Consider the following 15,491-nt stretch of genomic DNA (forward strand, 5'->3'; position numbering starts at 1 on the left):
AGCTGTCGATGGCAGGTTCCGGCACGGTCACCGAACTCGAGCCGGGCGGTGACAACGCGATCGCGGTCACCCTCGGCATCCTCGGCGACGAGTGGAACCTGTGGATTCTGCGGTACGCGTTGCAGGGCGACCGCCGCTACCGGGACTGGATCGAGCGGGGGGAGATCTCCAACGCGGTGCTGACCGCGCGCCTGGCCCGCCTCACCGACGCGGAACTCCTCGAGCGGGTGCAGTACCAGGAGCGGCCGGCTCGGCACGAGTACCGGTTGACGGCCCGCGGCCACGGCGTGTGGCCGGTTCTGCTCACCATGTGGGCGTGGGAACAGCAGTGGGCGCCCGATCACCGGGGACAGCTCCCGGCCAGGCGGCACGCGGTCTGCGGCGCCCGGTTCACACCGGTGCTCGTCTGCGGCCACTGCGACCGGCCCGCCGGCGCACCCGACGTGGACGCGCAGCTCGGCCCCAGCGGACAGTGGCCGCGCAGCGTGCCGGCCGCGACCGGTCGCCGACGGTCCGGCCGTGCTCGCGCGCCGGAGATCCTGCCGCACACGATGGAACTGCTCGGCGACCGGTGGTCGGCGGCGCTGCTCGGGGCGGCGTTCCTCGGCGCCACCCGCTACGGGCAGTTCGCCGAGCGCATGGGGGCACCTCCGACGGTGGTGGCCGACCGGCTCCGGCGCTTCACCGAGCTGGGCGTCCTGCAGGAACTGCCCAATCCCGACCGCCCGGCGTGGGTGACCTACCACCTCACCGACAAGGGGCGGGCGTTCTTCCCCGTCGTCGCCTGCATGATCGACTGGGGGCTGCGCTGGTTCCGCGCACCGGAGGGACCGGCGATCGTCCTGCGTCACCGCCTCTGCGGCCACACCTTCGCACCCGCACTGACGTGCAGTCACTGCAGGGAGCGGCTGCGGGCCTCCACCGTCTCGATCGAACCCACCGGCGGCTGACCCGCCCCGGCACATCCGTCGGACGGCGCGATTCGGATTAGGCTCCCACCATGCCCGAATCCGTGATGGCGAAACGGAGCACCGTGGCGGCGCTGCTCCTGGCGGTGCTCCTGGCGCTGACTGCGACGGCCTGTTCCTCAGGCGGTGGTCGACCGTCGGCTCCCCAGGACCTGTGTTCCCCGCCCGGGGTCGGCGGGGCCTCCGCCGCACCGACCAATCTCGACACGTCGGCCGCCGCCGCGGAGGACCGCTACACCACCCCGGGCGTGGTGCCGCTCGAGTCGATCGACGTTTCCGGGCTGAACCTCATCACCCCCGGTGTGCTCACCGTAGGCACGCTCTCCGACGCGCCACCGAGCATCTGCGTGAACTCCCAGGGCGAGTTCACCGGCTACGACAACGAACTGCTGAAGGCCATCGCCGAGAAACTCGGTCTCCGCGTGGAGTTCGTCGGCACCGAGTTCGCGGGCCTGCTCGCCCAGGTGGCCGGCCGGCGCTTCGACGTCGGCTCGTCGTCGATCACCACCACGGACGAACGTCGCCGGCTGGTCGGCTTCACCAACGGCTACGACTTCGGCTACTTCTCGCTGGTCGTGCAGAACGGCAGTCCCATCCGCGGCTTCGGGGACCTGAACGCGTCCACCCGCATCGGGGTCGTGCAGGGAACCGTCCAGGACGACTACGTCGTCAACACCCTCGGTCTCGATCCGGTGAAGTTCCCGGACTACAACACCGCGTACGCGAACCTGAAGACCGGCCAGATCGACGCGTGGGTGGCGCCGTCGCAGCAGGCCGAGGGCGCGATCGCGCCGGGTGATCCGACGTCGATCGTGCAGAACACGTTCAGCCTCAACAACTACGTCGGCTGGGCCGTGTCCCGGGAGAACCAGGCGCTGATCGACGCGCTCAACTCCGGGCTCGACGCCGTGATCGCCGACGGCACCTGGGCCGAGCTCTACACCGAATGGGTCCCCCGGGAACTGCCCGAGGGCTGGAAGCCCGGCAGCAAGGCCGCGCCGGAACCCGACCTGCCGGACTTCGCGGCGCTGGCCGCCGAAAACACCGCCAGCGGCGAGGAGCCGGCGGCCACGGCCCCGAAGTCCACGCTCGAACAGCTGCGCGAGACGTTCTTCTCGTGGGAGCTGTACCGGCACGCCTTCCCGGATCTGCTGAAGACCGGTCTGCCGAACACCCTGATCCTGGCGCTGACCTCCGGGCTCGCCGGCACGGTCCTCGGCATGCTGCTCGCCATGGCGGGGATATCGCGCACCCGCTGGCTGCGCTGGCCCGCCCGCGTCTACACCGACATCTTCCGCGGCCTGCCCGCGGTGGTGATCATCCTGCTCGTCGGCCTCGGCCTCGGCCCGGTGGTGCAGGGCGCCACGGGCAACAACCCGTACTGGCTGGGCGCGGCGGCGCTGGCGCTGCTCGCGGCCGCATACATCGGGGAGATCTTCCGCTCCGGCATCCAGTCGGTCGAACCGGGGCAGATGGAGGCGGCCCGGGCCCTGGGCTTCAGCTACCGCCGGGCGCTGACACTGGTGGTGATCCCGCAGGGCGTGCGGCGCGTGCTGCCCGCGCTGATGAACCAGTTCATCTCGCTCATCAAGGACTCGTCGCTCATCTACTTCCTCGGTCTGCTGGCCACCCAGCGCGAACTGTTCGCCGTCGGCCGCGACCTGAACGCGCAGACCGGCAACCTCTCGCCGCTCGTCGCGGCGGGCCTGTTCTACCTCATCCTCACCGTGCCGTTGACTCATCTCGTGAACTACATCGACCACCGCCTGCGCACCGGCCGGCCCGAGGCCACCCTCGACCCGCTCGAGCAGGAACTCGTCGTGGAGAGGGGCTGACCGATGCCGACCACCATCCGGGACAGCGTGTCCCTCACCGGGACCGGACTGCACCTGGCCTTCGGCACCAACAAGGTGCTGCGCGGCGTCGACATCCACGTCGACGCCGGCAAGACCGTCACCGTCATCGGCCCGTCCGGCTCGGGCAAGTCGACCCTGCTGCGCGTGCTCAACCGGCTGCACGAACCCGACGCCGGCGACATCCTCCTCGACGACCGCTCGGTGCTGAAGGACAACCCCGACGAGCTGCGGCAGCGGATCGGGATGGTGTTCCAGCACTTCAACCTCTTCCCGCACAAGACGGTGGCCGAGAACATCGCGCTCGGCCCCCGCAAGCTCAAGGGGCTGTCGAAGGAGCAGGCCCGCGCGCTCGCCCTCGAACAACTCGATCTCGTCGGCCTGAAGCACAAGGCCGACTCCCGTCCCGGCAACCTGTCCGGCGGGCAGCAGCAGCGCGTCGCGATCGCCCGCGCGCTCGCGATGGCCCCGCAGGTGATGTTCTTCGACGAGGCCACCTCGGCGCTCGACCCGGAACTGGTCAAGGGGGTCCTCGCCCTGATGGCCGATCTCGCGTCCGGCGGCATGACGATGGTGGTCGTCACCCACGAGATGGGCTTCGCCCGCTCGGCGTCGGACACGGTGGTGTTCATGGACCACGGCGCGGTCGTGGAAACCGGTCCCCCCGACGAACTGTTCGACGCCCCGAAGACCGAACGACTGCAGCAGTTCCTGTCGCAGGTGCTGTAGGCCGCTCCGCGGCCGGTGCGTCCTTCGGGTTGCCCCAGCCGCCCAAAGGACGCACCGGCGCGGTGCGCGAGGTCAGCCTCCTTCGGAAGTGCTCAACCGCTGCGCCGCGTCGTAGAGCGAATGGGCGTGTAGTTCGAACAGGGCGACGAGATCGACGCTGTCGCCGCCGATCTCCTTGGCGATGAACAGCCCGTCGGCGCCGGCCATCGCGTACGTGGTCAGCAGGGCGACCGAGCCGTCCGACAGGCCGGGCGCGAGGTCGCGGATTGCGTCGACGAGGCGGAGGCGTGCTTGCTCACGCACCTGCAGGAACATTGTGCGGGCGCTCGGTTCGACCGGGCGCCGCTCGAGGGTGAGCATCAGCCCCAGCCGCAGGAAGTCCGGTGAATCCAACAGCGTCTTCGCGACCTGCATCGCCAGGGCCACGATGCGTTCGCGTGGGTTGTCGCCGTCCGGTACGGTCCACCCGGACAGCCAGGTGTCGAAACTGCGCTCGATCACCGCGGCGATCAGCTCGTCCTTGTCCTTGAAATGCCAGTAGATCGAGCTCGCGGGCAGACCGCACTTCTTGCTCACCAGCGCAATGCTGGTGCCCTCGTAGCCTCGCTCGGCGGCGACCTCCACGGCGGCGTCCAGAATCCGGCGACGGGACTCCTCGCCGTTCGCGCGGCGCTGCCGGGTCCTCTTCTGCTCGTCCACGAGCGCTCCTCAGGTTGCGACGGTGTGTATTGACTCACACTGCACGCCAGCTTACTGTAGTGACCACTACAGGAACAATCCCTGATCTTCGGCGGCCGGATTCCACCCCGCCGATCGACACCCTTCCCCGCTCGACGAGAGGTCTCGACGTGACCGACATCCCGCACTACGACGTCGCCGTCATCGGCTACGGCCCCACCGGCGTGACCGCCGCGAACATCCTCGGCCAGATCGGATTGAAAGTGCTTGTGATCGAGCGCAATCCGGATATCTACGGCAGGGCGAGGGCAATCTCCACCGACGAGGAGGTGCTGCGAATCTGGCAGCAGGTCGGCCTGGCGGACCGCCTGCAGGAGGACATGCTCGCCGGCAACGCCGCTACCTTCGTCGACGCGAACGGCGCACCGTTCACGGAGATCGCACCGGTGTCCCACGGATCCGGTCACCCGCCTCAGCAGTTCATCTACCAGCCCGCACTCGAGAAAGTGCTGCGCGGCGGGGTCGAACGATTCCCCAACGTGGATGTCCTGCTCGAGCACGAGTGCCTGCGGGTCCTCCAGGACGCGACCGGGGTCGAGCTGATGCTGGCCGACCTACGGAACGACGCCTTCGAACGCGTGCGTGCGTCCTACGTGATCGCCGCCGACGGTGGCGCGAGCCCCACCCGTGCTCAGCTCGGGATCGGCTACGAGGGCCGGACCTACGCCGAACGGTGGGTGGTCATCGATACGAAGGTGCTGCAGGAGTGGCCGGGCCACGATCGGCTCCGGTTCCACTGCAACCCCGACCGTCCGACCGTGGACTGCCCGACACCGCTCGGACACCACCGGTGGGAATTCCCGGTCCGCGACGACGAGGACGAGGACGAACTGGTCACCGACGCAGCGATCTGGCGCGTACTCAACAACCAGGGCATCACCGACACGCAGGTGAAGATTCTCCGCGCAGTCGTCTACAGCCACCACGTGCGCTTCGCCGACCGCTGGCGCGTCGGCCGGGTCTTCCTCGCCGGCGACGCCGCCCACGCGATGCCGCCGTGGATCGGCCAGGGCATGTCCGCCGGGGTGCGCGACGTGGCAAACCTGTGCTGGAAGCTCGCCGCAGTGCTCGACGGCACCCTGCCCGAATCGATCCTCGACAGCTATCAACTGGAACGCCTGCCCCATGTGCGGGAGGTGACCGACCGCGCGGTCAAGGTGGGCCGGCTCATCACCCAGCGGCACGCTGTACTCGCGGCCGTGCGTGATCGGTTCTTCCGGATTGCCATGCGGGTACCGGGGATTCCCGAATGGCTACGCGACAATCGGTGGATCCCGGACGCCTTCTACCCCCGAGGCCTGCTGGCCGGCCCGAAGGCGGTCGCGTCGGCGGCGGTGGGATGGCTCGTACCGCAGCCGTGGGTGCTGGACGAGAAGGGCAGCCTCGAACGCCTCGACGACGTGCTCGGTGGGCGATGGACGATCCTGCATGTCGGCTCGCCGGACTCGTGGCCCGGCTGGCGCACCGCCGGCGTACCGACCGTGCGCCTGGCCGGTCCCGGCGCCGCCCCGGCCGCCGACACCGTCGTCGACACGAACGGCACCCTGATCCGGTGGATGCGCGCCAAGGGTGCCACCGTCCTGGCCCTGCGGCCGGACGGGGTCGTCTACGCCGCCGCCGGACCCGACACCAACCTGGCGCCGCCCCCGCCGGGAATGAAAGCCGCCCCATCCATTCGCCTTTCCGAGGAAACGGAGACCCTCGCATGACCCGCACAGCGCTGACCGAACGCACCGTGACCGTCGCCGGCAAGGACATCTTCTTCGCCGAAACCGGAGAAGGGCCGGCGGTACTGCTGCTGCACGGCGGCGGGCCCGGCGCCTCCGGGGTGTCCAACTATTCCCGCAACATCGACGAGCTCGCCCGGAAGTTCCGGGTGATCGTGCCGGACCTGCCCGGTTACGGACGCTCGAGCAAGGGCGTCGACCGGTCCGATCCGTTCGGCTACCTCGCCGACAACATCCGCGGAATGCTCGACGCCCTGAACCTCGGCCGTGCCCACCTGGTCGGCAACTCCTACGGCGGTGCCTGCGCCCTCCGCCTGGCTCTCGACACCCCGGAACGGGTCGAGAAGATGGTGCTCATGGGCCCCGGTGGCATCGGCACCACGCGCGGGCTGCCCACTCCCGGCCTGCAATCGCTGCTGTCGTACTACACCGGCGACGGTCCCTCACGCGACAAGCTCGAAGGCTTCATTCGCAAGTACCTGGTCTTCGACGGGGCCACCGTACCCGACGAGGTGATCGACGAACGCTACCGGTCGAGCATCGATCCGGCCGTGGTGGCCGATCCGCCGCTGCGCCGTCCCTCCGGGCCCTGCGCCCTGCGCACGCTGTGGGGCATGGACTTCACCCGCGACCGGCGACTGCGCCGGCTCGCCACCCCCACGCTGGTGATCTGGGGCGCCGACGACAAGGTCAATCGTCCGAGTGGTGGCCGCATGCTGGCACACACCATGCCCAACTGCGACCTGCTGCTCGCCGCGAACACCGGCCACTGGGTGCAGTGGGAACGCGCCGACTTCTTCAACGCCGTCACCACGGCCTTCCTCACCGTGAGCACCCGATGACCACCGCGGACTCGCTGTTCGGCTCCGTCCACCTCGGTTACGTCGTCATCGAGACGAACAAGTTCGCCGACTGGCACCGCTTCGGCCGCGACGCGATCGGCCTGCACGCCGACCGGCTTTCCGCCCAGGCCATGCGATTTCGGCTCGACGACCACGAATGCCGGTTCCTGCTGCAACGCGGCGACGCGGAGGACGTCACCGCCCTGGGCTGGGAGATCGACGATCACGGATCGTTCGACCGAATCGTCGCCCGGGTGCGCGACCGCGGCGTCCCGGTCACCGAAGGCACCGACGAGGAGGCGGCCCTGCGCGGCGTCGAACGCCTGCTGCGCTTCCCCGGGCCGAAGGGCATCGACCAGGAGATCTTCACCCGTGCCCGCACCACCACCACGCCGCTGGCGATGAGCAACGTCGGATTCGTCACCGGCGCATCGGGAATGGGACACGTCGCGATCACCTCGACCCAGCCGCACACGCTGCACGGCTACTACGGCACCGTCTTCGACGCCCGGCTGTCCGACTACATCGACGAAACCATCAGCGGTGCCAAACTCAAGATCCGCTTCCTGCGCGTCAACGAACGCCACCACTCGGTGGCGATCGCCGCGGTCCGCGGTCTTCCCGTCGACCCGGTCCGCACCCGGATCCAGCACCTGAACATCCAGGTCACCGAGCTCGACGACATGACCCGGTCCTACCAGCGTGTCAAGGAACTCGGCTTCGACATGGCCCTCGGCGTCGGCCAGCATACAAACGATCGCGAGCTGTCCTACTACGCTCGCACTCCGTCCGGGTTCGAGTGGGAGGTCGGCTGGAATCCCATCGTGGTCGACGAATCCACCTGGGAGCCGACCACGCACCGCGGCATCAGCATCTGGGGCCACACCCCGGAGGGGCAGACCGTCGTCGACAAGCTGGCCCAGTTCAAGACGGCCGCATTGTCGCTGCGCCGCCCCGAGCAGACCGTCCCCGCGCTCAGCGGAACCGGAATCGCCGACGACTGATCGCTCCTCGGTGGGGGTTCCGCATCCGCACGATTCCCGGTCGGTCGCGACAGCAGTCCGATGTCGCGGCTGACCGGGCGGGGCGCGGATGTGCCGAGGGGCGGGCTCACCGCCCGTTCACCTTCTCGTTCCCTTTACCTGGTTTCGGTCTCCTACGGTGCCCGCGTTGAACCGATTCGACGAGGGAGTACCTGTGAGTCCGAAGCCCCTGCCGCTGATCGTCACGCACGACGGCACATCGTCGCGCGCCGCCGTCACCTGCCGCTACAAGTGCGGCAACGCGTGTTCCCACGCGGTGCCCAACACCTCCGGGGGCGAGTACTTCGGCGACATCGTGCGCACCGCCCTGACCCGGCGCGGCGTGCTGCGCGGCGGAGCGATGGCGGTTCTCGCGGTCGGTGCGGGCGGCGTGCTCGCCGCGTGTTCCGACGACGCGGGCAGCACCGGCGGCGCCACGACGGCGGGCCCGGCGGACCTCGGCCCCGTGCCCACCGGCACCGACTTCACCGCCGTCGCGCCGAACACCGACGACGCCGTGACCGTCCCCGAGGGCTACGACCAGGCCGTCGTGATCCGCTGGGGTGACCCGGTGCTGCCCGACGCGCCGGCCTTCGACATCGGCAACCAGACCGCGGCCGCGCAGGAGAAGCAGTTCGGTTACAACAACGACTTCGCCGGGCTGCTGCCCGTCGACGGCGTGCCGAACACCTACCTGCTGGTGGTCAACCACGAGTACACGTCCGAGCCGTTCATGTTCGCCGGCTACGACGCCGAGAACCCCACCGAGGAGCAGGTGCGCATCGGCTGGGCCAACCACGGGCTGTCCGTCGTGCAGGTCAAGGGCGAGGCCGGATCCGGGCGCCTCACACCCGAATTCGGCCCGTACAACCGCCGGATCACCGGCCTGACCGAGTTCGCCCTCACCGGCCCCGCCGCCGGAAGCGACCTGGTCAAGACCGCCGCCGACCCGACCGGAACCCGCGTGCTCGGCACCCTGAACAACTGCGCCGGCGGGCTCACCCCGTGGGGCACGGTGCTCTCCGGCGAGGAGAACTTCAACCAGTACTTCGCGAACGCCGAGAACGTCACCGATCCCGTGGCTGCCGAGCGACTGGCCCGGTACGGCCTCGAGGGCGGCGCCTCGGAACGGCTGTGGGAGCGCTTCGACCCGCGCTTCGACATCGTCGCTACCCCCAACGAGGTCAACCGGTTCGGCTGGGTCGTCGAGGTGAACCCGTGGGACGCGACGTCCGTGCCGGTCAAGCACACCGCGCTCGGCCGGTTCAAGCACGAGGCCGCGACGATCCACGTCACCGGCGACGGCACCGTCGTCTCCTACAGCGGCGACGACGAACGCTTCGACTACATGTACAAGTTCGTCTCCTCCCGGACGATGCAGAGCGGCACGTCGCAGGCCGCGATGCGGCACAACATGACGCTGCTCGACGCCGGAACCCTGTACGTGGCCAAGCTGACCGGTGATGCGCCGGACGAGATCGACGGCAGCGGTACGCTTCCCGCCTCCGGCACGTTCACCGGCACGGGGGAGTGGATCCCGCTGCTGCGCACCGCCGAGGACGGCCGCGGCGAGTCCCTGGTCGACGGCATGACCGCCGAGGAGGTCGCCGTGTTCACCCGTCTGGCCGCGGACAAGGTCGGGGCCACCAAGATGGACCGGCCCGAGGACTTCGAACCGAACCCGGTCACCGGCAAGATCTACGTGGCGCTGACCAACAACTCCAAGCGCGGCGAGGAGGGCAAGGCCGCGGCCGACGTGGCGAACCCCCGCAACAACAACAAGAACGGGCAGGTGCTCGAGCTCGACGACGACCACGCGGGCACGTCGTTCACGTGGAACCTGCTGCTGGTCTGCGGCGACCCGGAGGCCGCCGACACCTACTTCGGCGGCTTCGACAAGGCTCAGGTCAGCCCGATCTCGTGCCCGGACAACCTGGCGTTCGACCCGCACGGCAACCTGTGGATCTCCACCGACGGCAACGCGCTGAAGTCCAACGACGGGCTGTTCAGCGTCGTGCTCGACGGTCCGCGCCGCGGCGAGACCCGGCAGTTCCTCACCGTCCCCGTCGGCGCGGAGACGTGCGGGCCGATCGTGCAGGAGAACCGCGTCGTGGTGTGCGTGCAGCACCCGGGCGAGACCGACGACGCCACGTGGGACAACCCGTCGTCGCACTGGCCCGACGGGGGCACCGCCCAACCGCGCCCGGCCGTCGTCGCGGCCTGGAAGTCCGACGGCCTGATCGGCGCCTGACCCCGTGCGCGCTTCTGGTAGTAGCCGCTACCAGAAGCGCGCACGGGCGCCGTCAGGCGTCGAGGCGGCGCGCGAGGTCGACGAGGTCGTCGGCGATCACGTCCCAGTCGTGTTCGGCGTGCAGGTCCGTGGTCTGGGCCGGGCCGTGTTCGGTGGGTCGCGCGAAGAACGCGGTCTTCAGGCCGCAGGCACGCGCGGCCGCCAGGTCCTCGTTGTGGGCGGCGCACATGCACACCTCGCCCGGCTCCAGGCCCAGGATGGCTGCCGTGCGCAGATAGGCCTCGGGCATGGGTTTGTAGGCCCGGGCGACCTCCGCACCGAGGACGGCATCCCAGGGCAGACCCGCGCGCTTGGCGATATCGACCATCATGCTGATGTTGCCGTTCGACAGCGGCGCGACGACGAATCGCTGCTTCAGCCGCGTGAGCCCCTCGACGGCGTCCGGCCACGGATCCAGTTCGTGCCAGGCACGGTTGAGCTGATCGAGTTCGTGCCCCGGTATGCCCGCCGGGTCGATGCCGAAGCGGCGCAGGGCGTCGTCCAGGTTCTCCCGGTGCAGCACGTCGAGACGCACGAAGGACCGCCTGCCCTCGCGTACCGCCTGCATGGCCGGTTGGTAGCGCGCGCGCCAGGCATCCGCGAACTCCGCGGGTTCGGCACTGCTCCCGTGACGAGCCAGGAACGGTGCCGCCGCGCGCGCGATGCTGGTGCGCCAATCCACCACACTGCCGAACACGTCGAAGACGAGTGCCTTCACGCCGGGCATGCTCATACGGTGCCTCCTGGAATCGACCGACCGTGCCGATGTTGTCACAGTCGGGATAACCGGCGCGTCAGCGCAACACCGCCTCCCCGAGGAACTCGCACGCCTGCAACGCCAGCGCGATGTCCAGCTTGTCGTGCACCGCGGGCGCGCGGGTCGGGTCGCCGAGGGCCTTGTTGATCCGGTACTTGACGGTGTTGCGGTGCAGGTTCAGCCGTTCGGCGGTGTGCAGGTGGCTCTCACCGGTGGCGAAGTAGGTGCCGAGCGTGACCCGCAGCATCGCGGCCTGCTCGGTGTCGTCGGCGAGCGGGCCGAGGATCTCGCCCACCCACGCCCGCGCGGCGTCGAGGTTGCGGGCGAGCAGCGACACCACGGCGACGCCGCGATCCCCGAACCCGATGACCCGCCGGGTGCACGTGGCCTGGGCCACCGCGATCGAATACGCGGCCTCGGCCTGTTCGTGCGAGCGCCGGAAACCGGCGAGGCCGGAGCCGGGCAGGCCCAGCGCGAGGCGGCCGGCGGGATGGGATCGGACGACGGAATCGAGTGCTGCCGTGTCGATCGTCGGCCGGTGCCGATCGAACGGCAGCCAGGCCCACACCGTGCGCCGGTCGATGGCGGTGAGGATCGGCGGGGCATCCGACCCGAGGTGCACCGCCACCGCGCGCACCAGCCGGTCCAGGGGATTGATCGCGCCGTCCGCGGATTCGGTTGTCGTCCAGACGATCACCCCGACATGACAGCGGTCGAGCCGGTACCGGGTCTCCGCCTCGAACGCCGCGACGTCGGTTTCGGATCCGTCGACGAGGCCGTGGATGAGGGCGGAGTGCACGTTGCCGCGCACGGCCGACCACCGGCGCCGTTCCTTCTCGTACGCGTCGAACACGTACAGGGTGATCCAGTCGATGTACCGGTAGACCACCGCGGAGATGTGCTCGATGACGTCGAGTGTCACCTGCGGCGGGAGGTTCATCGACCGCACCTCGTCGAAGCACAGCCGCATGAGGTCGTTCTGTCCCATGTGGTACGCACGGACGAGCGAGTGCGACGGCACGTCGCGCTGCGCCAGCCGCAACGCATATTCCACTGCCGCCGTGGTGGGTTGGAGGTGTTCGGCGGGGATCTCGTTGGTGAGCACGTGGATGATCGTCGCGATGTTGCCGTGCACGCTCGCCTCGAGCAGCTCGACGAGATGCGGATCCTCGTCGAGGTGAGCGATCTCCCGCGCCATCATCGCGGTCATGGAACGGGTGATCTCCCGCTGGCGGGCGTCGAACCGGCGCGCGACCTCGGCGACGACGCGCTGAACCTCGTCGGCGGCCGACGGTGCGCCCGTCGACCGCCCCGAGACCACCGGCTCAGCCACGGCCGGCGCTCCGCAGGTGCCGCAGCGCCGATTCCGCGGCGTTGTAGCCGCACATCCCGTGCGCGCCCGCCCCGGGCGGGGTCGAGGCCGAGCACAGGTAGACCCCGGGAACCCCGGTGCTGTAGGGGTCCAGCGCAATTCGCGGCCGGAACACCACCTGCAGGTCGGCGTTGGCGCCGCCGATGATGTCACCGCCGACCTGGTTGGGGTTCTGTCGCGCGAGGTCGGCGGGCGCGGTGACCGCGGTGGCGACGATGCGGTCCCGGAACCCCGGGGCGAACCGCTCGATCTGGGCGACGATCGCGTCCGTCGCGTCGCCGGTGTAGCCGGCCGGGACGTGGGCGTACGCGTAGAGCGGATGCACGGAGCCGCGGGAGCGGGTCGGGTCGGCGACGTACTGCTGGCCGAGCAGTACGAACGGCCGCTCCGGCATGCGTCCCGTCGCGACGTCCCGTTCGGCCCGGGCGATCTCGGCGAACTCGCCGCCGAGGTGGACGGTGCCGGCCTTCCCGCATTCCGGGTCGGCCCACGGAACGGGACCGTCGATCGCGAAGTCGACCTTGAAGGCGCCGGGAGCGTGGCGGAACCTGCGGTAGGCCTTGGCGATCCGCGCGGGTACCGCGTCGCCCAGGATGCCGAGGGCGGCCTCGGGGGCGACGTCGAGGAGCACGACGTCCGCGGGCGGCAGATCCGCGGCACGGCGGACCCGGACCCCGGTGTGCACCTTGCCGCCGTGCTCCGCGAGCTGCGCGGTCAGTGCCCGCGCGATCGCGGCGGAGCCGCCCTCCGCCACCGGCCACCCGTAGCGATGGCCGGCGGCGGTGATCATCAGACCCACGGCGGACGTGGCGGGCCGGTCCAGCCGGTGGTAGGCGTGAGCGGCGACCCCGCCGAACAGGGCACGTCCCTTGGGGGTGCGGAACCAGCGGGCCGAGGCCGTGGCGGGCAGCAGGGCCCGGGGCCCGAACGCCGCCAGCCGCAGCGGGTGCCGCGGGACGTTGAGCACCGGCCGCATCAGGTCCGCGGCGAGCCCGTCGAACCCGGTTGCGAGGTCGGCGAACATCCGCCGCCACCGCGGACCGTCCTCGCCGAGGCCGGCCGCGGTGACGTCGAGGGATCGGTGCAGCAGGGCGGCCTCGCTCCCGTCGAGGGGATGGGCGCAGTCGATCTCCGGCCACCGCCACCGCAGCCCGTAGCGATCGAGGCCGAGGGTCTGCAGGTAGGGGGAGCCGGCGCCCATGGGGTGGAAGGCGGAGCAGTGGTCGTGGACCAGGCCGGGGACGGTGAGCTCGCCGGAGCGGGTGCCGCCACCGATCTCGTCGGCTGCCTCGAGAACCTGGACGTCCACGCCGCTGCGGGCGAGGTGGACGGCGGCAGCGAGCCCGTTGGGTCCGCTACCGACCACGACCGCCGTACTCACGCTGTGACCTCCCGCTGTGCGGCTGCCCGGTGGGCGCCCTCGCGGTCCATTGTCCACTGCACGTCGAACGGGATGGGCCCGTTGGGCAACCAGGGCTGCTCGGCGACGGCATCGGCGACCCTGTAGGTGCCGCGTTCGATCACGCCGAGGGCCGCGTCGATCACCTTGTATTCCTGGGTGCCCTTGTGGATCGGCTGGGATTCGATCCAGGCGACGACGAACTCGCCGGGCGCGAAGTTGCAGCGCCGCTGGATCGCGGCGATCAGGTGCTCGTTGTGCAGGTGCCCGTCACCGAAGTTGAAGGCGACGATCGAGTTGCAGGAGAACTCGGCCTCGCGCAGGTCGTAGGTGTCGATGTCGTCCCCGAGGTGGCGCATCATCAGGGAGATCAGCGCCCGGCCCTGGCTGTGCATGGACCGCCAGCCCAGGAGCTGGTGCATCACGACGTCCGCGACGTCGGCGGGGTAGGTCGCGAGCAGCTGGGTGCGGGTGTTCTCGGCGGCCCGCACGATGTGCCGGTTCAGCTTCTCCTCCGCACCCGGGGCGAACGCCCAAGTGGCCGAGGCCCAGTTGCCGGCGTACTGCCGCATCGACGGCAGGAACGAGACCAGGTCGGGGCGCAGGTTGCCGAGGACCGGGAAGAAGCACAGCGCGGCGGTGATCGCGCCCGCCAGCCACAGCGACGACATGTCGGTCACGGCGTAGCCGTCCCAGGCGGGGAAGCCCCAGAACAGGAAGACCGTGGCGTAGGCGAACAGCAGGTTCCATTCCAGCGGCACCGCGAGCGGGAACGTCGAGGCGATGAAGAAGTGGAACGCCACCATCAGCAGCACCGCGAGCAGCGTGAGCGTGCGGTTGGTGGAGAACAGCAGCACCAGCGGGGTGACGATCTCGACGAACGTGCCGAGGACGTGGGCGACGCCGCTGCCGAGGTGCGAGGGCCGCAGGTCGTTCGGGAAGCTGCGGTAGTGCATGCGCTTGACCCGCTTGGACAGCATCCACGGGGTGTTGCTGATCATCGGGGGGACCACCATGGCGAAGTGGCGGCCGAACTTGGAGACGCCGGCGCCGACCCAGACGGTGACGATGAGCAGCTTGAGGGCCACGATCATGTCGACGAAGGGCAGGAAGGTGAAGAACACCATCGCCGGCAGGTACTGCTCGCTGCGGGCGGCGATGAAGATGACCTTGTCCCGCAGGCCGATCACGATCAGCAGCACGATCAGCGGCGCCACGACCGCGGGGCGGACGAGGCCGGCGTTGTCGGCGACGAGCGCGTCGACGGAGGCGGAATGCACACCCGGAAGAACGACGGCGACAATCAGATTGGCGAGCAAAAGGGCGTAGAGCGCCACGTCGCCGACGGTGCGGCGGTCACCGGACGTGCCGGGCACCTTGCCCGGCCACGGTGGGAGCCGGATCGTCTCGGGCTTGAGCCAGTACCGGAAGCCACCGGTCATCGGCTTGAAGTGCCCGGCGAGCGGACCCCACGACCCGGCGAGACCGAGCGCCTCGAGCAGCACGGTCCACAGGATCAGCTTCTGGTAGACGATCGGCTGGTTCCACCACGACGAGACGTCGAGCCACGACAGGCCCGAGGTCAGCGTCGCCAGGGCGGTGCCGGCGCCGATGTAGAGGAACAGCAGCTTGAGGATGTAGACGGTGTGCACCATTTTCGGCGTGCCGAATCCGTAGTCGACCCAGTGGGTCGACATGGCCCGCAACCGATCCCGGAACGGGAGGTCGCGGAACGTGGCGGGGTCCACTTCCGGGAAGTGGCCGGTCTTGAAACCCATGGGAATTCGCCTTTCG

12 protein-coding genes are annotated in these 15,491 nt (G+C 69.8%); 7 read left to right on the forward strand and 5 right to left on the reverse strand.

Going from position 1 to position 15,491, the window contains the following annotated elements:
* The first annotated feature begins 8 nt into the window (after nt 1–8).
* From KZJ41_RS27745 to KZJ41_RS27755, 3 genes are read left to right on the forward strand one after another with little or no spacing between them, the layout of a single operon-like run.
* The gene (locus KZJ41_RS27745) at nt 9–950 is read left to right on the forward strand and encodes a helix-turn-helix domain-containing protein (protein WP_029546731.1); all 942 of its coding nucleotides are present in this window, start codon (nt 9–11) and stop codon (nt 948–950) included.
* Between the two features lie 50 nt (nt 951–1,000).
* Nucleotides 1,001–2,803, forward strand: a complete 1,803-nt coding sequence (locus KZJ41_RS27750; protein ID WP_050036180.1) for an ABC transporter substrate-binding protein/permease — start codon at nt 1,001–1,003, stop codon at nt 2,801–2,803.
* A gap of 3 nt (nt 2,804–2,806) precedes the next feature.
* Nucleotides 2,807–3,550, forward strand: coding sequence for an amino acid ABC transporter ATP-binding protein (locus KZJ41_RS27755; RefSeq protein ID WP_065923277.1), 744 nt, complete (start codon nt 2,807–2,809; stop codon nt 3,548–3,550).
* Between the two features lie 72 nt (nt 3,551–3,622).
* Here the strand turns inward: KZJ41_RS27755 and KZJ41_RS27760 are convergent, their stop codons facing one another.
* Nucleotides 3,623–4,249, reverse strand: a complete 627-nt coding sequence (locus tag KZJ41_RS27760; protein ID WP_029546733.1) for a TetR/AcrR family transcriptional regulator — start codon at nt 4,247–4,249, stop codon at nt 3,623–3,625.
* Between the two features lie 149 nt (nt 4,250–4,398).
* Between KZJ41_RS27760 and KZJ41_RS27765 the strand changes: the two genes are divergently transcribed.
* The 4 genes from KZJ41_RS27765 to KZJ41_RS27780 all read left to right on the forward strand — a co-directional run bounded on the left by KZJ41_RS27765 (nt 4,399) and on the right by KZJ41_RS27780 (nt 10,130).
* Nucleotides 4,399–5,997 (forward strand): bifunctional 3-(3-hydroxy-phenyl)propionate/3-hydroxycinnamic acid hydroxylase, encoded by a 1,599-nt coding sequence (locus KZJ41_RS27765; RefSeq protein WP_065923276.1) that lies wholly within the window; start codon nt 4,399–4,401, stop codon nt 5,995–5,997.
* A complete protein-coding gene (locus KZJ41_RS27770; RefSeq protein WP_050036182.1) occupies nt 5,994–6,857 on the forward strand; it encodes an alpha/beta fold hydrolase in 864 nt (287 codons plus the stop codon). The genes KZJ41_RS27765 and KZJ41_RS27770 overlap by 4 nt, the downstream gene beginning before the upstream one ends.
* Complete coding sequence (locus KZJ41_RS27775) at nt 6,854–7,861, forward strand: VOC family protein (RefSeq protein WP_050036183.1); 1,008 nt, start codon at nt 6,854–6,856, stop codon at nt 7,859–7,861. The genes KZJ41_RS27770 and KZJ41_RS27775 overlap by 4 nt, the downstream gene beginning before the upstream one ends.
* Nucleotides 7,862–8,054: 193 nt before the next feature.
* The gene (locus KZJ41_RS27780) at nt 8,055–10,130 is read left to right on the forward strand and encodes a PhoX family phosphatase (protein WP_050036184.1); all 2,076 of its coding nucleotides are present in this window, start codon (nt 8,055–8,057) and stop codon (nt 10,128–10,130) included.
* Between the two features lie 52 nt (nt 10,131–10,182).
* Here the strand turns inward: KZJ41_RS27780 and KZJ41_RS27785 are convergent, their stop codons facing one another.
* The 4 genes from KZJ41_RS27785 to KZJ41_RS27800 form a co-directional block, all read right to left on the reverse strand.
* Entirely contained in the window at nt 10,183–10,902 is a 720-nt protein-coding gene (locus tag KZJ41_RS27785; protein ID WP_065923275.1) for a haloacid dehalogenase type II, read from the reverse strand.
* A 61-nt stretch (nt 10,903–10,963) separates the two neighbouring features.
* Complete coding sequence (locus KZJ41_RS27790; protein WP_050036186.1) at nt 10,964–12,259, reverse strand: CdaR family transcriptional regulator; 1,296 nt, start codon at nt 12,257–12,259, stop codon at nt 10,964–10,966.
* Complete coding sequence (locus KZJ41_RS27795; protein WP_065923274.1) at nt 12,252–13,679, reverse strand: NAD(P)/FAD-dependent oxidoreductase; 1,428 nt, start codon at nt 13,677–13,679, stop codon at nt 12,252–12,254. The genes KZJ41_RS27790 and KZJ41_RS27795 overlap by 8 nt, the downstream gene beginning before the upstream one ends.
* Nucleotides 13,676–15,475, reverse strand: a complete 1,800-nt coding sequence (locus KZJ41_RS27800) for a DUF3556 domain-containing protein (protein ID WP_006932179.1) — start codon at nt 15,473–15,475, stop codon at nt 13,676–13,678. Before KZJ41_RS27800 ends, KZJ41_RS27795 begins: the two co-directional genes overlap by 4 nt.
* Between the last annotated feature and the right edge of the window lie 16 nt (nt 15,476–15,491).

The organism is Rhodococcus sp. 11-3, from assembly GCF_023704055.1.
Taxonomy (GTDB): Bacteria; Actinomycetota; Actinomycetes; order Mycobacteriales; family Mycobacteriaceae; genus Rhodococcus; species Rhodococcus aetherivorans.

What these genes read in the sequence shown, in the direction of transcription:
- KZJ41_RS27785 (WP_065923275.1), bottom strand. Translation starts at nt 10,902, where the DNA reads ATGAGCATGCCCGGCGTGAAGGCACTCGTCTTCGACGTGTTCGGCAGT.
- KZJ41_RS27775 (WP_050036183.1), top strand. Translation starts at nt 6,854, where the DNA reads ATGACCACCGCGGACTCGCTGTTCGGCTCCGTCCACCTCGGTTACGTC.
- KZJ41_RS27800 (WP_006932179.1), bottom strand. Translation starts at nt 15,475, where the DNA reads ATGGGTTTCAAGACCGGCCACTTCCCGGAAGTGGACCCCGCCACGTTC.
- KZJ41_RS27755 (WP_065923277.1), top strand. Translation starts at nt 2,807, where the DNA reads ATGCCGACCACCATCCGGGACAGCGTGTCCCTCACCGGGACCGGACTG.
- KZJ41_RS27770 (WP_050036182.1), top strand. Translation starts at nt 5,994, where the DNA reads ATGACCCGCACAGCGCTGACCGAACGCACCGTGACCGTCGCCGGCAAG.
- KZJ41_RS27745 (WP_029546731.1), top strand. Translation starts at nt 9, where the DNA reads ATGGCAGGTTCCGGCACGGTCACCGAACTCGAGCCGGGCGGTGACAAC.
- KZJ41_RS27750 (WP_050036180.1), top strand. Translation starts at nt 1,001, where the DNA reads ATGCCCGAATCCGTGATGGCGAAACGGAGCACCGTGGCGGCGCTGCTC.